22 protein-coding genes are annotated in these 23,196 nt (G+C 64.2%); 5 read left to right on the forward strand and 17 right to left on the reverse strand.

Annotated features, from left to right (window positions below):
- Positions 1-92 precede the first annotated feature (92 nt).
- Positions 93-2,981, forward strand: a complete 2,889-nt coding sequence (locus DTX69_RS24615; protein ID WP_162917530.1) for an MASE1 domain-containing protein — start codon at positions 93-95, stop codon at positions 2,979-2,981.
- The gene (locus DTX69_RS24620) at positions 2,978-4,456 is read left to right on the forward strand and encodes a hypothetical protein (RefSeq protein WP_119304237.1); all 1,479 of its coding nucleotides are present in this window, start codon (positions 2,978-2,980) and stop codon (positions 4,454-4,456) included. Before DTX69_RS24615 ends, DTX69_RS24620 begins: the two co-directional genes overlap by 4 nt.
- On the opposite strand, the gene DTX69_RS24625 is transcribed toward DTX69_RS24620, so the two are convergent.
- From DTX69_RS24625 to DTX69_RS24670, 10 genes are all read right to left on the reverse strand, one after another.
- A complete protein-coding gene (locus tag DTX69_RS24625; RefSeq protein ID WP_119304238.1) occupies positions 4,449-5,075 on the reverse strand; it encodes a response regulator transcription factor in 627 nt (208 codons plus the stop codon). The two genes, DTX69_RS24620 and DTX69_RS24625, sit on opposite strands and share 8 nt — an antisense overlap.
- A 90-nt stretch (positions 5,076-5,165) precedes the next feature.
- The gene (locus DTX69_RS24630) at positions 5,166-5,984 is read right to left on the reverse strand and encodes a phytanoyl-CoA dioxygenase family protein (RefSeq protein WP_119304279.1); all 819 of its coding nucleotides are present in this window, start codon (positions 5,982-5,984) and stop codon (positions 5,166-5,168) included.
- A gap of 53 nt (positions 5,985-6,037) precedes the next feature.
- Positions 6,038-7,261: a phosphopentomutase gene (locus DTX69_RS24635; RefSeq protein WP_119304239.1), complete on the reverse strand. Its 1,224-nt coding sequence runs from the start codon at positions 7,259-7,261 to the stop codon at positions 6,038-6,040.
- Between the two features lie 4 nt (positions 7,262-7,265).
- Positions 7,266-8,588 (reverse strand): thymidine phosphorylase, encoded by a 1,323-nt coding sequence (deoA, locus tag DTX69_RS24640; protein ID WP_119304240.1) that lies wholly within the window; start codon positions 8,586-8,588, stop codon positions 7,266-7,268.
- Positions 8,588-9,388: a purine-nucleoside phosphorylase gene (locus DTX69_RS24645; protein WP_119304241.1), complete on the reverse strand. Its 801-nt coding sequence runs from the start codon at positions 9,386-9,388 to the stop codon at positions 8,588-8,590. Before DTX69_RS24645 ends, deoA begins: the two co-directional genes overlap by 1 nt.
- On the reverse strand, positions 9,385-9,777 hold the full coding sequence (locus DTX69_RS24650) for a cytidine deaminase (protein ID WP_119304242.1): 393 nt from the start codon (positions 9,775-9,777) through the stop codon (positions 9,385-9,387). Before DTX69_RS24650 ends, DTX69_RS24645 begins: the two co-directional genes overlap by 4 nt.
- Before the next feature lie 3 nt (positions 9,778-9,780).
- Positions 9,781-10,755: an ABC transporter permease gene (locus DTX69_RS24655; protein WP_119304243.1), complete on the reverse strand. Its 975-nt coding sequence runs from the start codon at positions 10,753-10,755 to the stop codon at positions 9,781-9,783.
- 1 nt (position 10,756) lies between these two features.
- Positions 10,757-11,884, reverse strand: coding sequence for an ABC transporter permease (locus tag DTX69_RS24660; RefSeq protein ID WP_119304244.1), 1,128 nt, complete (start codon positions 11,882-11,884; stop codon positions 10,757-10,759).
- Positions 11,881-13,464 (reverse strand): ABC transporter ATP-binding protein, encoded by a 1,584-nt coding sequence (locus DTX69_RS24665; RefSeq protein ID WP_119304245.1) that lies wholly within the window; start codon positions 13,462-13,464, stop codon positions 11,881-11,883. The genes DTX69_RS24660 and DTX69_RS24665 overlap by 4 nt, the downstream gene beginning before the upstream one ends.
- A gap of 17 nt (positions 13,465-13,481) precedes the next feature.
- Positions 13,482-14,474: a BMP family lipoprotein gene (locus tag DTX69_RS24670; RefSeq protein WP_119304246.1), complete on the reverse strand. Its 993-nt coding sequence runs from the start codon at positions 14,472-14,474 to the stop codon at positions 13,482-13,484.
- Positions 14,475-14,952: 478 nt separating this feature from the next.
- On the opposite strand from DTX69_RS24670, the gene DTX69_RS24675 reads away from it, so the two are divergent.
- Positions 14,953-15,657, forward strand: coding sequence for a TOPRIM nucleotidyl transferase/hydrolase domain-containing protein (locus DTX69_RS24675; protein WP_284736045.1), 705 nt, complete (start codon positions 14,953-14,955; stop codon positions 15,655-15,657).
- A 183-nt stretch (positions 15,658-15,840) separates the two neighbouring features.
- Here the strand turns inward: DTX69_RS24675 and DTX69_RS24680 are convergent, their stop codons facing one another.
- On the reverse strand, positions 15,841-16,326 hold the full coding sequence (locus tag DTX69_RS24680; RefSeq protein ID WP_284736046.1) for a DUF992 domain-containing protein: 486 nt from the start codon (positions 16,324-16,326) through the stop codon (positions 15,841-15,843).
- A gap of 182 nt (positions 16,327-16,508) precedes the next feature.
- Here DTX69_RS24680 and DTX69_RS24685 point away from each other — a divergent pair, with 182 nt between their 5' ends.
- Both DTX69_RS24685 and DTX69_RS24690 read left to right on the forward strand, forming a co-directional pair.
- Positions 16,509-17,705 carry an acyl-CoA dehydrogenase family protein gene (locus DTX69_RS24685; protein WP_284736047.1) on the forward strand — a complete coding sequence of 399 codons (1,197 nt, stop codon included), beginning with the start codon at positions 16,509-16,511 and terminating at the stop codon, positions 17,703-17,705.
- 2 nt (positions 17,706-17,707) lie between these two features.
- Positions 17,708-18,844: an acyl-CoA dehydrogenase family protein gene (locus DTX69_RS24690; RefSeq protein ID WP_119304247.1), complete on the forward strand. Its 1,137-nt coding sequence runs from the start codon at positions 17,708-17,710 to the stop codon at positions 18,842-18,844.
- Here the strand turns inward: DTX69_RS24690 and dhaK are convergent.
- The 6 genes from dhaK to dhaL are packed head-to-tail and all read right to left on the reverse strand — an operon-like array spanning position 18,841 to position 23,196.
- Entirely contained in the window at positions 18,841-19,830 is a 990-nt protein-coding gene (gene dhaK / locus DTX69_RS24695; protein WP_119304248.1) for a dihydroxyacetone kinase subunit DhaK, read from the reverse strand. The two genes, DTX69_RS24690 and dhaK, sit on opposite strands and share 4 nt — an antisense overlap.
- 12 nt (positions 19,831-19,842) lie before the next feature.
- Positions 19,843-20,292: a hypothetical protein gene (locus tag DTX69_RS24700; protein ID WP_119304249.1), complete on the reverse strand. Its 450-nt coding sequence runs from the start codon at positions 20,290-20,292 to the stop codon at positions 19,843-19,845.
- 4 nt (positions 20,293-20,296) lie between these two features.
- A complete protein-coding gene (gene ptsP, locus DTX69_RS24705) occupies positions 20,297-21,916 on the reverse strand; it encodes a phosphoenolpyruvate--protein phosphotransferase (RefSeq protein WP_284736048.1) in 1,620 nt (539 codons plus the stop codon).
- Complete coding sequence (locus DTX69_RS24710) at positions 21,891-22,202, reverse strand: HPr family phosphocarrier protein (RefSeq protein WP_119304251.1); 312 nt, start codon at positions 22,200-22,202, stop codon at positions 21,891-21,893. The genes ptsP and DTX69_RS24710 overlap by 26 nt, the downstream gene beginning before the upstream one ends.
- The gene (gene dhaM, locus DTX69_RS24715; RefSeq protein ID WP_119304252.1) at positions 22,199-22,588 is read right to left on the reverse strand and encodes a dihydroxyacetone kinase phosphoryl donor subunit DhaM; all 390 of its coding nucleotides are present in this window, start codon (positions 22,586-22,588) and stop codon (positions 22,199-22,201) included. Before dhaM ends, DTX69_RS24710 begins: the two co-directional genes overlap by 4 nt.
- A complete protein-coding gene (gene dhaL / locus DTX69_RS24720) occupies positions 22,588-23,196 on the reverse strand; it encodes a dihydroxyacetone kinase subunit DhaL (protein WP_119304253.1) in 609 nt (202 codons plus the stop codon). Before dhaL ends, dhaM begins: the two co-directional genes overlap by 1 nt.

Genomic DNA, 23,196 nt, shown 5'->3' on the forward strand with positions numbered 1-23,196 from the left:
ACCGGAGCAGGTTGGCCCCTTATTCGTGGTTGCCACGGTTGGGGCGCCGTTGAATGATGTTCCAGCGGTTGATTGACGAGGCTTAGGCTAGTTTGGCAACGCAGGCGGAAATCGGCAGAACGGCGTGGAGCGATCCACTCAGCGTCCGCGCATTGACGGGCGGCGCGATGATCGCTGCCGGTTACGTCCTGTGCTTCGGGGTGGGAATGGCGTTCGCCCTGGACACCGGGATTTCGGTGGTCTGGCCGCCAAGCGGGTTTGCCCTGGCCATCCTGCTGCGGTTCGGCATGCGGGCGATCGTTCCGATCTGGGTGGGCGCGGCAGCATCCAATCTGATCGACGGGAGCACATCGCCGTTCATATCCGTGCTCATGCCGGGCCTAACCATCACGGAGCCGCTGATCGCCATTTTGCTGTTGCGCCTGGTCGGCTTCGACAGCTCCCTGCAGCGGTTGCGCGATATTTCGGCCCTGGTCCTTGTCGGCGCGCCGATCAGCACATTGTTGAACGCGCTCGCCAGCCTCTACGTTCTCAGCAGTCTCGGCGTCACCACCTGGACCGACTACGGATACAACGTGCTGGCCTGGTGGGCCGGCGATGCCGGCGGCATCATTACCATCGCCCCCGCGATCCTCATCCTGACCAATCATAGCGAACGTGTGATCACGACCCAGAACTGGGTTGAGGCGGGCCTGCTCACGCTGCTCGGTTTTGCCGCGCTGCAATTGGCCGTGATGTGGCCAAACCTGAGCCACGGCGGTGCAGCGGCCTACATAGTTTTTCCGATCGTCGCGTGGGTGGCGCTGCGGGCCCCCCGGCGGGTCTCGATCGTCGTCGCGCTGTGCATCTCCGCGGTCGCGCTGGCAACGGCGAAATTGTCTGGCGAACGATTCCTGGGCGCGCATGACACCCTGTCCGAACTCGTCAGCCTGCAAAGCTTCGTGACCTGCCTCACCTTGACCTGCCTGCTTCTAGCTGCGCTCAGCCTGGACAAGGCGCAAATCGAGGCACGGCTGCGCGAGCGGGAACAGTTCCTGAGCCTGGCCATCCTGGGCAGCAATGACGGCATCTGGGACTGGCGACCGAACGAGCACCGACTTTGGCTGTCGCCACGCTGGAAAGAACAGCTTGGCTATGCCGAGCACGAGCTTCCGCACTCGCTTTCGACCTGGTCGGCACTAGTCCATCGCGACGACCGCGACCGAGTGGCGCAGCGCTTTACCGACTTCCTCGAGGACCGCAGCGACAGCTTCGAGATGGTCCAGCGTTTCCGCCACAAGCTGGGCCATGACGTCCACATCCTGACGCGCGGCATCAAGATGAAGGATGATGAAGGCCGGGTGACGCGCGTGGTCGGCGTCCATACCGATGTTACCGAGCTGCTGAGCGCTCAGGAGGAGCTGCGCCATCAGGCGGCGTCGCTGGCCGGCCTCGCACGCGATCTCGAGGAGCAGCGCCGCACCGCCGATGCCGCAAACACGGCGAAGTCGCAATTCCTGGCGACCATGAGCCATGAAATCCGCACGCCGATGAACGGCATCATCGGCATGCTATCGCTGATGCTGGATTCGAATCTCAATCAGGATCAGAAGAGATGGGCGTCGACCGCCCTGGATTCGGCGGAAACGCTGCTGACCATCATCAATGACATCCTGGATCTGTCGAAGCTCGACGCCGGCAAGACCGAGGTGGAGCTGCTGGACTTCGACGCGGCGGGCCTGATCGAGGGTGTGACCGCCCTTCTCAAGGTACGCGCCACAGCCAAGGGAATTGCGCTGCGCACCGATATCGCGCCAAACGTCCCGAAATGGCTCAAGTCCGATCCCACGCGCCTGCGCCAGATCCTGTTCAACCTGGTCGGCAACGCGGTCAAGTTCACCCAGCACGGTGGAGTGGTGGTACATGCCTCCGTCGGCGCGATGCGCGGTGACAGCTGCGAGCTCCGGATCGGCGTCACCGATACCGGCATCGGCATCGATCGTGACAAGATGGCGAGTCTGTTCGAGCCGTTCCAGCAAGGCGACACTGGGATGGCGCGGCGGTTTGGCGGCACGGGCCTTGGCCTCGCCATCGTAAGACGCCTGGTCAGGCTGCTGGGGGGCAGCGTCGCTGTCGAAAGCAAGTTGAATGAGGGCAGCACCTTCACCGTCATCCTGCCCTGCACGATCGTCACCTCGCCGCTCGACCGACCGGCGGCGATCCCGCGGGGCACCGTCTCAGGCCCGCATCGCCGCGCATCGATCCTGATCGCGGAGGATAACGAGATCAACCGCGAGCTCGTCACGCAGATGCTGACACGGCTGGGCCATGACGCGACGGTGGTCAGCAATGGCCGGGAAGCGCTGACGGCCGCACAGACACGGGCGCTCGACCTTATTCTCATGGACATCCAGATGCCGGAGATGGACGGCGTCAGCGCCACCGCCGCCATACGGGCCCTGCCCGGCAGCCATGGCGGCACCCCGATCGTTGCTGTCACAGCGAATGCAATGGTCGGCGATCGCGAGCGGTATCTGGCCGCGGGGTTCGATGACTATCTCGCCAAGCCGCTACACCTGGAAGAACTACAGGAAGTGATCGCGCGTTGGACCAACAGCGCGGCCTCGCCGGCGAACGGTGGAGAGCAGGCGGTCGCGCTGGATCAGCAGCGTGCGGCTGAGCTCAGGGGAGCCATGTCCGAGGCCGATTTCGCGGCCCTTATCGAGCGCCTGCCCAAGGAGATCGACGCACAGATCGAGCGTACGCAGCACGCGATCCGTGCCAACGATGCCGATGGGGTGCGTGTCGCCTTGCGAGCGCTGCATGAGTCGGCATTCGACTTCGGCTTGCGCGAGCTGGCGGCCTTGTCGACTCGGCTTATCGGCGACAATGTGGACCTGGCTCAGATCATAGAACACACGAGTGCCATGCAAAGCGCGGTAACGCGGGCGAAGTCTGCGATCGACGTGCTTCGCGCGCCTTCACGAGATTCGCAGGAATGACCGGCAAGGGTGCCGCAAGCCTGACAATTCGTGCTGGAGCAATCGTCGCCTTGATCGCTCTCGGCTTGGCCATTGCGCTGGTCGCGTGGCAGGAGCGCCTGGCGAGCGCCGCGATCGAGACCTCATCTGATCCGGCGACCGTTCTTGGCATCAGCTTCTATTTGCGGCTCGCCATCCTGCTTCTGCTGATCGGGGCAGCGGCCGTGATATTGGTCGCCGTGCTGGTGGCGCGCGCACTGTCCATGGCGACGGAACGGTTGGTACCGGAGCAAGCGGTCGATCCTGGTACAACCGAGCGAGACGCGGCCGACCTGGCACCAAGCTCGGACCTGCCGGTGCCGCTGGCTCGGATGGGGCACCTGATGTCCGTCGGCAGTCTGCTTCGCGGGTTCTGCCATGAACTGAACAACGAGTTGGGCGCCGTCCAAGGATATGCCGAGCTGCTGTGCGGCGATACGCGCTTGAGCGAGCTGCATCGCCGCCAGGTTGCCCGCATCAGGGATGCGACCAGGACCGCTCTTGCCGATATCCGCAGCTTCGGCGCCGCGCTCGGCTGGTCTGGCGACCCGGTGCACATCACGCGGTTGGGGGAGATGGCAGCCGAAGCAGCCCGCTCCGCCCAGACCGCCATCGCGACCAAGATCGAGGTGGAGGTGCCGTCCGGTAGCGACGTGGAGGTAACCGCGACCGAGGCGGAGGTCGGCCAGGCCATCTTGCACCTATGCGCCGCCGCGATTCCATTACTCGGCAAGCAGGATGCCCGCATTCGAATCCTGGTCGATTCCGTCGTCGGAGCAACGTCGACAGCAGCCGCGGACGTCGCCATCAGCGGGCACCGGCTGGAGATCTGGTCGGATCCGATCGATCCGGAGCGCACCAAGATCCAGTTCGGCGCCTTGCGTCCAAGCTGGCGCTATGGCCGCGTGCGCTTCGAATTCGAGGGTCATGGCTGGACGCGCGATCTGGTCGGCAGGATGTTCGATATCGGCCAATCGGACGAGGCAGCGGCGGAAGTCGCCGCCATGGCGCTCCTGGGAACGCTCATGATCGAGACCGGCGGCGTCATCATGGTCGACACCTGCCCGAACAGGCAGACTACTACCACACTGCTGTGGCCGGCGCGCATTGCGCCTGAAGTCGGGGCGCCGCTGGAGCTCGACGCGCATGAGGATGAGCTTGATGCCCTGGTCATCCACACCTCCGAGGCGACGGCCGAAGAGCTTTCCCGCCGGCTGACGGGCTTCGGCCTGCGCGTTGCCTCAACGACCAGTACGGATTCTGCCATGGAGCTGGTCGCGGAGATGGGTGCGAGATGCCATGCGATCGTGCTGGCACAGTCCAGCGATGGAGCGGTCCTGGCGCGGCTGCGAGACAGCGGCGCAGCGCCGCGAGTCGTTCAGCTCGAGACGGTGCCGGAAGCGGAGGAACTGGAAAGGCTGGCAGCCGAATTGCGGCGACCGGAAGCGGTTACATGAATTGCCCGAGCTGGGCCAGGCGCACTGCGATCTGCGTCCGGTTCTTGGTCTCGAGCTTCCGGCACAGATTGCGGACGTGCAGCTTGACGGTCACCTCCTGCAGGTCGAGCGCGCGGGCAATCTCCTTGTTCGACGCGCCCTTCACCAGCATGGCAGCAACCTCCAGTTCACGCGGCGTCAAGACTTCCGCGCCCACGACCTGCAGTCCCTCGGTCGTGCCGCTGCTCCGCATCAGGTCGGCCGGCGCATAGACTTCGCCCGCCATGATCGTTTGCAACGCCGCGATCAGCTTGTCGCCGGACAAGGTCTTGGGAATGAAGCCTTTCGCCCCGGCGGCGATCGCGGCGCTCGCGACCGGCTTGGTGACCATGCCGGTAATGATGGCGACCGCCGAGTTCGGGCAGTGCGCGACCATGCGCTTCAAACCTTCCAAGCCCAGCATGCCCGGCATGTTGAGGTCGAGCAGCGTCACGTCATGGCAGCCGCTCGCGAGGACGAGCGCAAAGGCTTCATCGAAACTGCGGGCCGTCACCACGTCGGCTTCCGGCATATGACGCTCAATGACCGCCTTGAAACCGTCCAGGACGAGTTCGTGATCATCGGCCAAAAGAATTCGCACGCCTGTTCCCTCGGCACCTGTAAGCGAGGCAATTATGACATTACGACCGCAGAGCGCTTAACGAAAGATGAAAGCTTTGGGTCAGCTCAATCATAGCGGGCGCAAAGGCAGCCTCGATCCGCGGACAAGCCAATTGTCGGCAGGATAGCGGCACTCGCCATCGATCACGTGCAGTGCATAAGCATGTCGGGATCTATCGGAAGTATTAGGCCCGCTATAGTGCGGCAGCTGGCCGTGCAGGACGATCAGCGTCCCCTTCGGCGCCTCCAGCCCGACTCGCGGTCCCTCCGGCCAGGGCGAGTCATCCAGCACCTCGGTCACCAGCGTGTCGTTCCGCCTCACGAAGCGAGACTTGAGGGGTATGCGATGAGCGCCGGGCAGGCACCACATCGCCCCGTTCTCCATGGTGGCGTCCTCCAGCGCGAACCAGAAGCCGATGCAGCTCAGCGGTTCGGTATAGAGGTAGGTGGAATCCACGTGCCAGACCACCTCGCCGCCGATATGCGGCTGCTTGAAGATATACATCGACTGGATGATCTGCGGCGCCCGGACGCCGAGGTTCTTGGCCAGCGCACGGAGCTTTGCGGTATGCGAGAACGCCTCAAAGGCCGGATCGAGATCATGCATCGCATGCCCGATCTTGTTGATCGACAGCGCCTTGGGTTGCTGCAATTCGCCGCGGGCATCGAACGCCCCTTCCTCGAAGAAGAAGCGAATCTTGTCACCGGACGTCTCGAAATACTCCGCCGAGGCATGCGCGCGGCTCGTCGTCGAGAAGATTGTGCGATGCTCTGCCGGATCAAACTCCTCTACGAGTTCGAGCGCCCGCGCGCGCAAGCGGTCGCATTCAGCCGCCGCGACGAAGTTCTCCAGGAACAGATAGCCGTCGGCTTCGAAGGACGCGCGCATGTCTGCTGACAAATGACCGTCGTCGCTGCGAAGGCGGCGGGGCGCGAGATCGATCATGCGAAGCAGTTCTGGCCATGCGCCAGCGGCGCTAGATTTAGATGCCGCGCGATGGTCTGGCCCATGTCGGCGAAGCTGAGCCGCTTACCGACGGAACCCGCCGGCACAGCGGGACCGAAGAACAGCACAGGTACATGCTCGCGCGTATGGTCCGTGCCGGACCAGGTCGGATCGCAGCCGTGGTCAGCGGTCGCCAGCACCAAATCGCCGGGCCGCAGCCGCGCTTCCAGCTCCGGCAGGCGACGGTCGAACGCTTCCAGCGCGGCGGCATAGCCCACGACATCGCGCCGATGGCCATATAGCATATCGAAATCGACGAAGTTGGCGAATACCAGCGACCGGTCGCCTGCTTCCGTCATTGCGTCGATGGTGCGATCGAACAAGCCGACATTATCCTCCGCCTTCAGCTTCTTGGAGATGCCGCGATTCGCGAAGATATCGGCGATCTTGCCGATGCTCCAGACCTCCGCGCCCGAGGCGGAGACGCGATCCAGCAGCGTTTCTTCGGGTGGCGGCGTGGTGTAGTCGCGGCGGTTCGCCGTGCGGCGGAAATCGGCTGGGCTTTCTCCAACGAAGGGCCGCGCGATCACGCGTCCGATATTGAGCGGCACCAGTAATTCCTTGGCGCGCTCGCAGAAGCGATAGAGCCGTTCCAGTCCGAAATGCTGCTCGTGCGCCGCCACCTGGAACACGCTGTCGGCAGAGGTGTAGCAGATCGGCTTGCCGGTCCGGATATGCTCCTCGCCCAGTTCGACGATGATCTCGGTGCCGGAGGCATGGCAATCGCCGAGAATAGCCGGGAGGCGAAACTCTCCGACCAGTTGCTCGATAATCTCCCGCGGGAAACACGGACGTTCGCGCGGGAAATAGCCCCAGTCGAACGGCATGGGGCAACCGGCCATCTCCCAATGGCCGCTGGGCGTATCCTTGCCCTTGCTCACTTCGGCGGCACAGCCATAGGCGCCTTCGATGCCATCGGCTTCCAGACCTGGAGGGATCGCGCCGGTCGAAATCTCGGCGGCGCGACCAAGACCCCAGCGCGCCAGGTTCGGCACGCGCAACCGGCCGGATCGCACACCGGGTTTGTCGGCGCGACCATCGGCGCACGCTTGGGCGATATGGCCCAGCGTATCGGCGCCTGCATCGCCGAATTGTGCGGCGTCGGCCGTCGCGCCAATGCCGAAGGAATCCAGAACCAGGATGATGGCACGCCGCTGCATGGACTCAGTCTACCGCAATCCGCTGGTGAATGGGCGACGGGACCCTGACCATCTCGCCAGTCAGCCGGACTGCCGCCCGGATGGCATCCGCAGCACGCGACCAGGATGCTCCGTCCACCGCGTGAACAAGGCAGATCGGCTGGTGTGGCCCCACTTCTTCGCCCAGGGCGCGGAAATCGGAGAATCCCACGCGATGGTCGATCTTGTCCTGCGGGCGGAGCCGGCCGCCACCCAGCTCGATCAGCGCCACACCCACGGCGCGTGTGTCAATGGATGCAATCCGGCCCGTCGCCACCGGCGTGCATGGCCTGACCACTGGCGCCGAGGGAAGATGGGCGCCTGGACGGTCCACCAAATTGGCGGGGCCGCCCAGCGCCGCGACCATCTGACCAAAGATCTCCGCTGCACGGCCGGAGGAAAGTGCCGCATCGATCTTGCTCATGGCTTCCGGCGCAGACTGGCATACGCCGCCGACCAGAAGCATCTCCGCCACCAGCGTGCGTGTGACGTCATCCAGCCTTGGATCGCGGCGCTTGCCGGTCAGGTATTCGATCGCTTCCATAACCTCCGTCACGTGGCCGGCGGCGTGACCCAGCACCTGGCTCATGTCGGTGATCAAGGCCGTAGTCTTGACCCCCGCCCCGCTCGCCACGCGCACGATGCTGTCGGCCAATTGGCGCGCGGAGTCGAGCGTCGGCATGAAAGCGCCGTTGCCGGACTTCACGTCCATGACCAGGCCCTGCAGTCCGGCGGCCAGTTTCTTGGAGAGGATGGAGGCGGTGATCAAGGGAATGGATTCGACTGTCGCGGTCACGTCGCGGATCGCATAGAGGCGGCGGTCCGCCGGCGCGAGGTTCGATGTCTGGCCGATGATGGCGCAGCCCACCTCGCGCACCACACGCCGGAACAAAGCCGTGTCGGGTTGGGCCTGGTAGCCGGGAATAGAGTCGAACTTGTCCAGCGTGCCGCCGGTATGGCCCAGCCCGCGGCCGGAAATCATCGGCACGAAGCAGCCGCAGGCCGCCGCGATGGGCCCCAGCATCAAGGAAACCTTGTCGCCCACGCCGCCGGTCGAATGCTTGTCGATCACCGGACCGCTCAGCCCGTCGCGCGACCAGTCGAGGACGTCGCCCGACTGCATCATGGCGCGCGTGAGGGCAATGCGCTCCGGCATCTCCATGCCGCGGAAGAACACCGCCATGGCGAAGGCAGCCACCTGCCCTTCGGTGATGGAGCCGTCGGTGATGCCTATGACGAAGTGCGCGATCTCGGCCTCGCTCAACACGTCGCCATTGCGCTTTTTGCGGATGATTTCCTGCGGCAGCATCAGGCGCCCAGACCTGCAATCATGTGATTGAGCAAGCGCCGCAGCTCTACTGCAGCGGTCGCGGCCACGCTCATCGTCTGCTCGTGGCTCAATGGCGTATCGCTCATGCCCGCGCCGAAATTGGTGATGATGGAGAAGCCCGCGACCTTCATGCCGGCCTGGCGCGCCAAAATCACTTCTGGAACGGTCGACATGCCGATGGCCGTGCCGCCGACCATGCGCGCGAACCTAATCTCCGCCGCTGTTTCGAACTGCGGACCGGAGAACCAGACATAGATTCCTTCGTGTAACATCACACCGGTCGCCTGCGCTGCGTCACGAGCGTGCTGCTGCAGGCCAGCATCGTAAGCGCCCACCATGTCGACGAACCGGCTGTTGCCGGCTTCATCGAACAGCGGCGAGGATTGCACCAGATTGATGTGGTCGGTGATCATCATCACCGAGCCAGGGCCCATTGCGGGATCGAGGCTGCCGCCGGCGTTGGTGAGGATCAGCGTCTCGCACCCGATCGCATGTAGCGCGCGCACCGGCACCTTCATGGCGTCCGCGCGGCCATGTTCATAGAAATGCCCGCGCCCCTGCAGCACGGCGACCGCGGTCTCACCGATCTTGCCCAGCGACAGGAGGCCAGCGTGCCCTTCCACGCTCGGCTGTGGAAAGCCTGGCAGTCCGCGATAGTCGAGGACGGTGGCGTCCGTCACGTCCTGCGCCATCGGACCTAGACCGGAGCCGAGGATGATGCCGACGTTCGGCTTGAAGCCCGGCTTGGCTGCCGCAATGATGCCCGCCGCCTCCTTCATGAGAGATTCTCCGGGCCGAAGGATTCGGGCAACAACTCGTCGCGGGTAAAGGTGCGGCGCAGACCTTCCGGTCCGCAGACGTGGATCTTCGTCTCGGGCGTCGCGAATTCGCGGATGCGCTGCCGGCAACCGCCGCACGGCGTGCACATCGCGTCACCACGGCCGATCACCACCACTTCGCGGATCTGTTGCCGGCCGTCGCACACCATCGCGGCGATGGCGCCGGCTTCGGCACAGGTGCCGACCGGATAGGCCGCGTTCTCCACATTGCAGCCGCTGTAAATCTGGCCGTCGGCGGCCAGGATCGCCGCGCCGACCTGGAATTTCGAATAGGGCGCGTAGGCACGCTCCATAGCGGCACTGGCCGCCGCGAATAGGCGCTGGTCCATCACTCACCGCTCCTTGACATAGGGTTGCCCCAGCGCGTGCGGCGCCATCGCGCGCCCGACAAATCCCGCCAGCAGCACCACGGTCAAGATATAGGGCAAGGCCTGGATCGCCTCCACCGGCACCTGCCCGATTCCCGGAAAATTGACCCCTTGCAGCCGGATGGCGATGGCGTCCAGCAGGCCGAACAGCAGGCAGGCGAACATGGCCGGCCACGGGCGCCACTTACCAAACACCATGGCGGCGAGCGCGATGAAGCCGCGGCCGGCGGTCATATGGGGGCTGAACGCTGCGTTCTGCGCGATGGACAGATAGGCGCCGGCGAAACCGCACAGGATCCCTGCGATGATGACGGCACGGTAGCGCAGCCAGGTGACCGAGATGCCGGCGGTATCAACCACCTTCGGATCCTCGCCGACAGCGCGCAGCCTGAGGCCGAAGCGCGTGTGATAAAGCACCCACCAGCCGATCGGGACGGCGGCGAAGGCGATATAGACCAGCAGATTGTGACCGCCGATGACGAAAGCGTAGACCGGGCCAATGATGGGAATGTCGTACGCATACTCCCAGCCCGGAGGCCGCAGCGTCATGAACCGCGCATCGGGTGCCAAGTCGGGGGTCTGTCCGCCGCGTCCGAACCAGGCGTTACCGAGCACGACCGTCAGACCGGCCGCCATGATGTTGATGGCAACACCGCTCACCACCTGGTTGCCGCGATAGGTGATGCAAGCAAGGCCATGCAGCAGCCCCATCATGATGCCGACCAGGATTGCGCCGAGCAGGGCGAGCCAAGCGGAGCCGGTCACCACCGCGACGCAAGCGGCGGCGAAGGCGCCGGCCAGCATCTTGCCCTCGAGCCCGATATCGATGGTCCCGGAGCGCTCAGAGAACATGCCAGCCATAGCCGCGAACACCAGCGGGGTCGCGGTGCGGAGCGTTGCCGACAGAATCGAAACGGTCTGCAGCCAGAGGTCTTCCATCTCAGGTCGCCTCCGCCAGGATCGCGCGTCGGTTGAACATTGCGTAGACGCGCGCGATCCACGGCCGGTTCATATAGGCGAGCGCGCCGGAGAACAGGATGACTAGGCCCTGCATGGCCACGATCATGTCGCGCGTGATGGTCGGGATCTCGAAGGCCAACTCGGCGCCCCCCTGATAAAGCGCGCCGAACAGGACCGCCGACAGCACAATGCCGATGGGATGATTGCGGCCCATCAGCGCCACCGCAATGCCGGTGAAGCCGGCGCCAGCCACGAAATCCAGCAGCAGGCGATGGTGATATCCGATGATCTGGTTCAGGGCGACGCCGGCGGCGAGCGCTCCGGAGAGGCACATCGCGATCAGGATAACGCGCTGCGGCGAGATGCCTGCGTAGACGGCTGCTTTCGGTGACAAGCCGACGGCGCGGATCGCATAGCCCCAGCGCGTGCGCCAGATGAAGATCCACACGAACACGCAGCAAGCCGCCGCCCACAGGATCGATAGGTTGAGTGGCGTGCTCGGCATCTTGAGGCCCAGGAGAGCCGCCAGTTCGTGGACATGCGGCAGATGGGCGGCATCACCGAACTCGCGGCTGCTCGGCAACATATCGCCTGGCGGGCGCAGAAGGTCCGAGCCGATATAGACCATCAGCGACGCCGCGATGAAATTGAACATGATCGTCGTGATCACGATGTGGCTGCCGCGATAGGCCTGCAGGTAGGCCGGAATGAACGCCCAGCCGGCACCGAACACCATCGCAGCCATCAGGCCGAGCGGAATCAGCAGGATGCCGGGCAGGTAAGCATCGAGCAGCAGGATCGCGAGCGTTGCACCGAGGCCCGCGACATAGGCCTGCCCTTCCCCGCCGATATTGAACAAGCCGGCATGGAATGCGACCGCGACGGCTAGGCCGGTGAATACAAAATCTGTCGCGTAATAGAGCGTATAGCTGATCGCGACGGAGTCATACACCGCGCCCCAAGCCATGATGCGCATGGCGTCGATCGGATTGACACCGATGATAAGCACGACCAGGCCGGCCACCAGCAAAGCCTGGATCAGATTGACGATCGGCATCAGGCCGATATCGACCCAGCGCGGCAGCGCGGCTTGCGACGCTGCGCTCATGCCGCCTCGTCCGCCTGGGCGTGCGCATTGGCCATCATGAGGCCGAGGGTGCGCTCGTCCGCTTCGTCGCCATCAACCTCGCCGACGATCCGGCCCTGGAACATCACCAGGATGCGGTCGCTGAGGGACATCACTTCGTCCAGCTCCACCGATACCAGCAGGATGGCGCAACCGGCATCGCGCAAGGCGAGTAGCTGCCGGTGGATGAACTCGATAGCACCAATATCGACGCCGCGAGTTGGCTGCCCGACCACCAGCACCTTCGGCTGACGCGCGATCTCGCGCGCCAGGATCAGTTTCTGCTGATTGCCGCCGGAGAAATTACCGCATCGGAGCTCCGGATCGCGCGGCCGCACATCGAAGCGCTCCATCAGCTTGCCGCAGGCGTTGGTCATCGCGTCGCGGTCCATTAGGATGCGGCCGTTATACTCCTCGTCGTCGTGATACCCGAGCACGACGGATTCCCAGGCCGGGAACGCCGTCACGACGCCCAGGCGCAACCGGTCCTCCGGCACATGGGCAAGACCATACTCGCGAACGACTGCCGGGCCGTAAGGTGCGTCCGGAGAGACCTCGAGGTCGCATAGCGTGATGCCGCCACTTGAGAGCGGCCGGATACCGGACAACGCTTCCAGCAGCTCGCTCTGGCCATTGCCGGAAACGCCGGCAATACCGAGAATCTCGCCCGCGCGCAGGTCGAAGCCGACATCATCGACACGCTTCACGCCCTTGGCGTCGACGACGGTGAGATTGCGCACCGACAGCCGCACTTCGCCCGGTGTCGCTTTGGTCTTGTCGAGCTCCAGGCGGACCTTGCGCCCCACCATCAGCTCCGCCAGATGCTCGCGCGTCGCCTGCTTGGTCGGCAAGGTCGCGACCATCTCGCCCTGCCGCATGACCGACACGGTATCGGTGATCGCCAGGATCTCGCGCAGCTTGTGGGTGATGAGCACGATGGTGACGCCGCGCGCATTCAAGGCGCGCAGGATCTGAAAGAGTTGGTCCGTCTCCTGCGGCGTTAGCACTCCGGTGGGCTCATCCAGGATGAGAATGTCGCAATGGCGGAACAAGGCCTTCAGGATCTCGACGCGCTGCTGCTCGCCAACCGGCAGATCAGAGATATGCGCATCGGGATCAACATTGAGCCCGTAATCCCGCGCCAGCCGCTCAAGCTCGGCCCGCGCCTTGCCAGCGCCGCCGCGCAGCAAGACGCCGTCTTCCGCGCCAAGCATGACGTTCTCGAGCACCGTGAACGGCTCCACCAGCATGAAGTGCTGATGCACCATGCCGATGCCCGCAGCGATCGCGTCGTGCGAGCCGTGGATCTTCACCGGCTTGCCGTTGATGAGGATCTCGCCGGCATCGGCCGTGTAGAAGCCGTAGAGAATACTCATCAGGGTCGATTTGCCGGCACCGTTTTCGCCGATGATGCCGTGGATCGAACTCTTCGCGATAGTCAGGCTGACATTCTTGTTGGCGTGAACGGCGCCGAACGACTTGTCGATGCCGCGCAACTCGATCGCCGCCGGCCGGGTTGCGGCCGACGGCGATTCCGCATTGCCAACGGGCTGTGCTGGCATTCCAGAGCCAGACCCGATCAGATCGGGCAGGAATTGTCGCTCATGTAATCGTGCACCTTGACCTTTCCAGAGATGATGTCGGCCTTGGCAGCCTCCACCTTCGCCTTCATGTCGTCGGTGATCAACGTCTTATTGTGCTCGTCGAGCGCCCAGTCGACGCCGCCTTCGGCCAGGCCGAGAACCGTGACGCCAGGCTTCCAGGTGCTTTCCTTCGCCGCCTTGGCGGTTTCGTACACGGCCACATCGACGCGCTTGAGCATCGAGGTCAGCATGGTGCCCGGCTGCAGGTGGTTCTGGTTGGAATCGACGCCAATTGCCAGCTTGCCGGCATCCTTGGCCGCCTGATAGACGCCAGTGCCGGTGCCGCCCGCCGCCGCGAACACCACATCGACGCCGCGGTCGAACTGACCCTTGGCGAGCTCCGCGCCCCGGGTGGGATCGTTCCAGGCCGCCGGCGTCGTGCCGGTCATATTCGCGAGCACGTCCACGTTCGGATTGGCAGCTTTCGCGCCTTGCGAATAGCCGCACTGGAAGCGGCTGATCAGCGGGATGTCCATGCCGCCAACGAAACCGACCTTGCCCGTCTTGCTGGCGAGGGCCGCCAGGACGCCGACGAGATAGGAGCCTTCCTGCTCCTTGAACACGATCGATTGCACATTGGGCAGATCGACGACAGAATCGATGATCACGAAGCGGATGTCGGGAAATTCCGGTGCCACTTTCTTAATCGCCGATTCCTGGCTGAAGCCGATGCCGATGATCGGATCGGCACCGCGCTGAGCCATCTTGCGGAAGGCCTGCTCGCGCTGCGCGTCGGCCTGCACTTCGAACTCAAGATAATTGCTGCCGGTTTCCTTCTTGAACTTTTCGATGCCGTTGTAGGCAGCTTCGTTGAACGACTTGTCGAACTTGCCGCCGGCATCATAGACCACGGCCGGCTCCGCCAGCGCTGCCGACGCGGCCAAGCAGAATGCACCAGCGGCGAAGGCCGCCTGCATCAACGTCTTCATGAACAGTCTCCCGTTTTGCCTTGGGCCCGGACTGACGACCGGTCCCACCCTATCAGGCCCATTGTTGTTACCCGGAATTCAGGCCCGTGCCATCATTTCGGCGGCGAATAGGAAAATCAAGCTCAGATTGACCGTTTGGACAGAATTTTAGCCGGATCAGGCGATTAACGATCAGCGGCCGCACGTCGTTGGGGAAGATGCAAGCGCAAGTAGGGAAATGGAGGCCAGCGCGGCTGGCTTAGGTATCGGACCGACGGCCCGTTGTTGGTTCGTCGTTCGGGGCTTGGCCAATGTGGAAAACTTCCGCAACCGCCAATTAGCGAATGCGCTGAACGGGCCGGTTCCCGACTACGGAGCCTAATGTTTCCTGGATGTCAGGTTTGGCGCTAGTGCGTGTTGCCTTCGGAGGCCGATCCGTAGGCAGAGGTCCCGAGATGTGTACGATTGCTGAGCCTGTCAAAAAGCATGGGTGGCGGGGTTGGCCAATAAAGCCGCAGATATGGTGCCGACGCGATCGAGGGACCGCCTCACCGGCGCGCGACGCCGCTGGGACCTTTCCGTTCCCGGATACGCGAGCGGGGCTGATGCTCCGCTTCGAGCGACCGCGGCTGCATTGGAACGCGCCCGACATGCTCGTTCCATTGTGCTGGTCGAGGGTATCAGCGATCAGATTGCTGTCGAGACTCTGGCAAGCCTCCAGGCAAGAGACCTGACGAAAGAAGGCGTGGTCGTGGTACCGATCGGCGGCTCTCGGTCTGTATCGAGGTTCCTTGCTCGTTTCAGGCCGACTGGCGTCGGACTGCGCGTCAGCGGCTTGTGCGATGCTGCCGAAGAGCGACATTTTTGCCGTGAATTGACGCGGGCCGGCTACGCGCAGCCCGATACACGCAATGAACTCGAAAGAGAGGGATTCTTCGTTTGCGACCGCGACCTGGAAGACGAACTCATTCGCGCGGTCGGACCCGACGTCATCGAAACGATACTGGCGGAAGAGGGAGATCTCGCTTCGTTTCGCACGCTCCAGAAGCAAGCCGCATGGCGGGATGCTTGCTTCGTCGATCAGCTTCGCAGATTCCTGGCTGCAGGCGCACGCCGGAAGCTGCGCTACGCAAGGCTCTTTGTTCTCGCGCTGGACCTCGACCGACAGCCCCGACCGCTCCGTGGTGTCCTGAGCCGGGCTTAGTGAGCGCCGGGGCCGAGACGACACAGCCGGCGGTTCTTTCTATCTGCTGGTTCGCGCGCTAGAGCCTGCTCCCCTTCCAGCCAGAAAGGCACGGAAGAGGAGCAGGTTACGGCTTAAGATCAGCCTAATAACTCGTCATAGGCGAATGGCGCGCCCCCACGGAGCGCCCCTACTCAGGCAACCTTACTTCGCGCCCACCTTCAGGGTGATCTGGCCGAAGCCGGCGGCCACGTTCAGGCCCGTCATGCCTTCGATGCTGACCGGCTGCAGCGCGATCTGCTTGTTGCTGCCGCCTACCAGCACATTGGCGCCGAGGCCGACGCCGACCGCCGCATCGGCGGTCGCGCCGCTATAGGTGCCGGCCAGCGCGCCCTTCTGCACTTGGCCGGGCGCGAACACCGCCCATACCATGTAGCCCTCGCCGGTGAAGCCAATGTCGACGCCGTATTTGTCGATATCGCCATGATAGCGCTCGGCGGTTCCGTCCGGCTTTGTGAAGACGCACGAGATATTCTTCGACGAGCCGAAGATGAAACCGACGCCACCCGCAACGTTGCAGTTCAGCGAGCCGACATTGACGCCGGACGCGGCGTCGGCCTCGGTCACGATGAACTGTGGCGCGACGACGACCGCCGCGACCGCAGCCGCGGCCAGGATACGCTTGATCATATGTGATTCTCCCTCGGGATTGATCGCAGACAGATGAAATAGCAACCGAAAGTTAGCACAGGTTCGGGCTTGTCCAAGTGCGCGCCGTCACACGTCATCGCGGCGTCGTTTCCAAGCAAGCCTGGGCGCCCAGATTCGTTAAGACAGGTCGCACGGTGAAAATCTTCCAGCGAGAGGACAGTTTGGAAGTCAGGCATCGCTTCGAGACTGCGGAGATGCGCGCCTTCCGCGCCGAGGTTCGGACTTTTGTCCGCGACCATTTGCCGGAGGAGATCCGCCGCAAGGTAGCACAGGAGCGCATGGACCTGCCGCGTGAGGATCAGCAGCGCTGGCACAAGATCCTGCGCGCCAAAGGCTGGGCCTGCCCTGGTTGGCCGAAGGAATATGGCGGCCCGGGCTTCAGCGACGACCAGCGCTATGTGTTCGAGCGTGAGCTCGCGCTGGGCGATGCGCCGCGCCCGATGATCTATGGCGAAGGCATGCTGGGGCCGACCGTCATGGCCTACGGCACCGAGGCGCAGAAGGAACGGATCCTGCCGGGCATCCTGGAAGGCGATGTCTTCTGGTGCCAGGGATTCTCCGAGCCCAATGCCGGCTCGGATCTTGCCTCATTGCAATGCAAGGCCGAGCGCGTCGGCGACCAATATGTGCTGAACGGCTCAAAGATGTGGACCAGCGAAGGCCACATCGCCGATTGGATGTTTGGCCTGTTCCGCACGGATAACACCGGCCGCAAGCAGGACGGCATTACCTTCCTGATGCTCGACCTCAAGTCGCCGGGTATCACGGTGCGGCCGATCCTCTTGTTCGAAGGCACGCACGAAGTGAACCAGGTGTTCTTCGACAATGTGCGCGTGCCGCTGGAGAATGGCTTGGGTGACGAGCACAAAGGCTGGGCCATCGCGAAGTACCTGCTGAGCCTGGAGCGGTTCGGCACGGCGGAGGTCTCGCGCTCGCTGGCGAGCCTTGCACGGCTGAAGTCTTTTGTGCGGGATCAGGACCCGTTCCGCCACGCGCTTGAGCAGAAAGACGCCATCGAGCGGCGGGTCGCGGAGCTCGAGATGGAGCTCGACGCGCTGGAGATCACGGAGGTGCGCTTCCTGTTCAAACAGGACGGCGCCAATGAAGTCGGCCCCGAGGCCTCGATGCTCAAGGTGCGCGGCACGGAGATCCAGCAGGACATCTTCGAGCTCGCGATGGTGTGCGCCGGCGGCTATGCGCTCGGCGCGCGTCGGGACGAAAGCGGCGCGGATGCGGCCGCGACACAACGCGGCCAGGATAGTGCGTATCCCTACTTCAATTTCCGCAAGACCGCGATCTATGCCGGGTCCAACGAGATCCAGCGCAACATCATCGCCAAAGCCGTGCTCGGCCTCTGATCATGCTGCCCACCTTCACCGACGAACAACGGCTGCTGAAGGAAAGCCTCGAGCGCTTCCGCCAGCAGGACTATAGCTTCGAGAAGCGCAAAGGGCTGCTCGCCAAGCTTGGCTCCAAGGACGATCCGGTCTGGGCACAGTTCGCGGAACTCGGCTGGCTCGCCGCGACCCTGCCGGAAGATTACGGCGGCCTCGGCGGCTCGCATGCCGATCTCGCCTTGCTGATGGAACAGTTCGGGCGTGGGCTCGTCACCTCGCCGTTTGTTCCCACCGTCGTGATCGGTGCGACGGCTGTCCGGTTGGCAGGGAGCGAGGCGCAGAAAGCGGCAATCCTGCCCGGAATCGCCGAAGGCCGGACCAAACTCGCCCTCGCCTACCTTGAAGCGCCGGGGCAGCTCGACCCGTCCATCGTGGCCACGCGCGTCCGGAGCGATGGCGACCACTTCATCATCACCGGAAACAAGATCGCGGCGCTCTATGCCAATGTTGCTGATCATCTGCTGGTCAGCGCTCGGATGTTTGGGCAGCTCGGCGATCACCAGGGGATTTCGCTGTTCATTATCCCGGCGAATGCAAAGGGTCTCGCCATCGGCGCCTATCGCACGCACGACGATGGCTGGGCGGCCGATCTTCATTTCGATCAGGTGCACGTGCCAGCGGAAGCCCTGGTCGGCTCAGCAGGGTCGGCGCTGGACACGGTCGAAGCATCGCTGGATGCCGGCGCTGCAGCGATCTGCGCGGAAGCGGTCGGGGCGATGTGGTGCCTGCACGACATGACGCTCGACTACATCAAGGTGCGCAAACAGTTCGGCGCGACGATCGGCTCCTTCCAGGCGATCCAGCACCGCATGGTCAACATGTACATGAAGTGCCAGCTGGCGCAGTCCATGGCGCTTGCCGGCATAGCCGCGCTCGACTCATCCGATCCAGTAGTGAGACGCCGCGCAGTTTCGGCAGCAAAGGTGCAAGTCGGTCGCGCCGCCCGCCATGTGGGGGAAGAGGCAGTCCAGCTGCATGGCGGGATTGCAATGACGGACGAATACGCGGCCGGCCACTATTTCAAGCGCCTGACCATGATCCGCCTGATGTTCGGTGACGAGGAATATCACCTGCGGCGTTATTGCGCTCTCAGCCGCTAAATTCCCCAGCGCAACGCGGCGGTATGAACCGGTGAGTCCCACAGGGCAGTCAGTTCACTGTCCAGCGCAGAGACTGTCAGCGAGCAACCGGCCATCTCGAGCGATGTGACATAGGACCCGACGAGCGAGCGTGCGACCTTGATGCCTTTGCCGTCCAGGATGCGCTTGGCGGAATTGTACATCAGGTAGAGTTCCATCGCCGGCGTGCCGCCGAAGCCGTTCACGAGCAGTAGAGCCTCGCTGCCGGACTTCAGTTTCAGATCGCCGAGGATGGCGCCCATCATCTCGTCCGCAATCGCATCGGCAGCAGCCAGCTTGACGCGCCGACGGCCAGGCTCGCCGTGGATACCGACGCCCATTTCCATCTCATCCTCGCCGATCTGGAACGTCGGCTTGCCGGCGGCCGGCACCGTGCAGCTGGTCAAGGCAACACCCATGGAGCGGGTCTGCGCATTCACGCGTTGCCCAAGCTCCTGTAGCGCCTCGAGGTCCGCGCCCTTTTCGGCGGCCGCGCCAACCATGCGTTCGACGATCAAGGTGCCGGCAACGCCGCGGCGGCCAGTCGAATAGGTTGAGGTTTCGACGGCCACGTCGTCATCCGTGATGACGGTCGCGATCTTGCCGTTCGCCATCTCTGCCGCCATGGCAAAGTTCATCACGTCGCCTTCGTAGTTCTTCACGATGAAGAGAATGCCGCCGCCGGTCTCAGCCGCCTCCGCGGCGGCGAGCATCTGGTCGGGCGTCGGCGACGTGAACACCTGGCCCGGGCACGCGGCATCCAGCATGCCGAGCCCGACAAATCCGGCATGCAAAGGCTCATGGCCGGAGCCGCCGCCGGAGATCAGGCCGACCTTGCCGCGCTTCAGATCGCGCCGGCGCACGAACTTGCGTTCGTCGCCCAGGGTCACGATGTCGGCATGAGCCGCAGCGAAGCCGGTGAGGCTCTCTTGCAACAGGGTCTCGGTCCCGTTGATCAGCTTTTTCATGGCGTTCCTCCCCTATTCCTTTGAGTCATCGTTGCCGCCGGCCTGACCGGAGATCAACCCCGCGATCCGCATCGCCGTGTCGCTCAGGATCTTGTCCAGTTCGGCATTCCTGGCCGGGTCGCCCAGATCCGGGACATACAGCGTGACGTGGCGCAGATGCGGGCTTGGCCGATGCGGCTGCTGCAGGCGGCCGGGATGGGCCCGCTCATAGGCCTCCAGAAATGCGCGTCGATCCGCCTCCGGAAAGCGGCAGACGTCGAAGATGATCTCAACATGACGCGGCGGGATCGGGACTGGGTAGGCCGGATTGGTGATCTGCGAGACGAAGCTGCGATTGGCGCCGAGCGCATCGGCCAGACGCTGGCGCATGCCGGATGGCCTGAGATCGAGCACGCGCAGCAGGATGCGCTTGTATTCGACCACCCAATTGACGTCGCTGGAGCGGTCGCCGTCATCTGCCATGGCATCACCGATCAAGCGCGCCCGCGATCGCGGCCTTCACAAGGCCGACCGACGAGGCGGACACGGACAACGAGCGCAGGCCTGTCCCGAGCAGATGCGGCACGATCGCGGGATCGGACGCCGCATCGCCGCATAGGCTGACCTCACGCCCCGTTTGCTTCCCATGCGCCACGGTGCGAGCGATCAGACTGAGCACGGCCGGATCGGAGGCGTCGGCATAGTCGGAAAGCGATGCAATGTCGCGCGCCGCCGCCATCACGTACTGGATAAGATCGTTGGACCCGATGGAATAGAAATCCGCATCGAAGCGATCAATGGCGATTGCGGCCGCCGGCACTTCCACCATGATGCCGAGCGGCGGCACGACATGGGGAACCTTGCGTGCTGCAAGGTCTGATACGACCGCGTCGAGATGTGCACGGCCTTCCGCCAAGTCGCGGGGCGTCGCCACCATCGGTAACATGACCTTGAGATTGCCGTGGGTTGCCGCCCGGCACAAGGCGCGCAGCTGGACGCGGAACACATCGGGCTTCAGCAGCGACAGGCGGATGCCTCGCATGCCGAGAAACGGATTGCCTTCATCGTCGATGGTAAGGCCCTTGACCGGCTTGTCGCCGCCGGCGTCCAAGGTGCGGATGGTGACCGGCCGCGATCCCGCCCACTCCAGGATCCGGCAATAGGCCCGGTATTGGGCTTCCTCATCCGGCAACGTCGGGCCGTGAAAGAGGAACTCCGAGCGCACCAAGCCGATGCCATCGCAGATCGCCGGATCGAGCAGAGAGAGTTCGTCGGGCCCTGCCGTGTTGATCATGACCGTCACGGCTTCACCGCTCGGCAGCCTGGCCGGCGCATGTTGATATTGCCTGGCGACGGCCGATCTCTGCTCGATCTCCGCTTCGCGCGATTGCGCGGCGGCACGGGTTGTCTCATTCGGCGCGACCACCAGTATGCCGCGCTCGCCATCTACCATCGCTTCCTGGCCGCTCTTGACCGCCATCAGGTCCGCACCGAGGCCGACCACCATGGGCACGCCCCGCGCCCGCGCCAGCAGCGCCACGTGGCTGGTCGGACTGCCGCCCGCCAGGGCGATGGCCGAGCCGGCCCGCCACTCGATCCCCAGAAAGCGCGAGGGCGGCAGGTCGAGAGCCACCAGAACCGTGCCGGCCGGAACGCTCTGCTGCTCCTCTCCCGAAAGAACGCGCAACACCCGATCGCGCAGATCGGTGAGATCGGCGCTGCGCGCGCGGAAATACTCATCTTCAGCGTTCGCATAATCCTCGACCTGAGAATCCAGTGCCGCGCGCCAAGCGACATCGGCGCCTTCGCCATCGGCGATGGTCGCAAAGGCCGCCTCGGCCAAGGCCTCATCGCCGAGCATGGCGATCTGAAACTCGAGCATTTCGCGCGCATCCTCCTGAGCCTGACGCGAAACCTCTTCCAGCTCTCTGATGGCTTCAATGATCGCCCCACGAAGCCGCTCCGCTTCGCGAGCCGGATCTCCCGCCGGACGCGCGGCAGTGCTTCTGACGGAATCCGTCAGTACGAACAGGCGGCTCAGTGCCAGGCCCGGCGATGCGGGCCTGCCGATCAGGCACACCTCACCCACCGCCGTGCCCTTCGTCAAAACCGCGGCGCACCAGCTCGACCAGCGCGGCCACCGCTTCGTGCGCGTCGCCGCCATGGGCGCGGAAATGCAGGGTCGAGCCCTTGGCAGCCCTGAACGCCATCACCTTGACGATGCTCTTGGCATCGATCCAGGGGCCGTTCCCGGAAAGGCCCAGCTCGATCTTGCTGGCGAAGGTCTTCGCAAGCTTGGTGAGCTTGACCGACGGGCGCGCATGCAGGCCGACCTCATGCTCGATGAGGATCGCGCCGGTCGCCGCTGTCTCCGTGGCTACGCCGTTCTTCATCGTGCCGAATATTCCTCTGCCGTTTGCCGCACCAGATCGACGCTCGAGCCGCCGGCCGCTTCCGTAGCCGCCACCACCGCACCCTCCACCACCGGCGCATTGCAGATCAAGACCCTGCCGCGCCGTTCCTCAGGCAGCATCTCGATCGCCATCTCGCTGTTGGTCTCCGCCCCGCCCAGATCCACCAGCACCACCACGCCGGCATTGGACCAGGCGCGATCGATCGCTGACATGATCTGGCCGACATCGGTGCCGAGACCGCCTGACGGATTGCCGCCGGTCCAGGCCAGCGGCACCTCTTCGCCCACCATCTGGCGCACCATGTCGGCGGCGCCTTCCGCGACCTTGGGCGAATGCGAGACGATGACGACTCCGACGCTCTCCATCACGCTTTCTCCAGGACTGAAGCGATGGCCTCGATCATGAGCGCCGAAGAACGCGCGCCAGGGTCCATGTGCCCGATCGATCGATCGCCAAGGAACGAGGCGCGGCCACGTAGCGCCTTGACCGGGATCGTCGCGTCCGCCGCGGCGTGAGCCGCGCGCGCAACCGCAGCCGCATCCGCCGTGCCTGCCTCGAGCGCCTCCGCTGTCGGGATCAGCACGTCGAGCATGGTCTTCTGGCCGCGCTCGGACTTGCCGCGCGCCTGGACGGCGGTGACCGCCCCGCGGAATGCGCGAACCAGATCCGCGCGGCCAGGCTCGGCCGGCAGGTCCTTGCCCAGTGCCATGAACAGGGTGCCATAGAGCGGCCCGGAGGCGCCGCCCACCTTCATCACCAGCATGGTACCGACACCCTTCAGGAAATCCGGCCAGGGCTTGGCGCTGAGATTGGCGACGTCGGCAAGCACAGCCTCGAAGCCACGTTTCATGTTGATGCCGTGGTCGCCGTCCCCGATCGCCTGATCGAGCGACGTCAATTCGTCGGCATGGCGATCGATCACGGTCGCCACCGCCTTCACCAGTTCTGCACGCAACTCTGCACCCAAATCCAT

The sequence above is a fragment of the Dongia deserti genome (assembly GCF_003574735.1).
Classification (GTDB): domain Bacteria; phylum Pseudomonadota; class Alphaproteobacteria; order Dongiales; family Dongiaceae; genus Dongia_A; species Dongia_A deserti.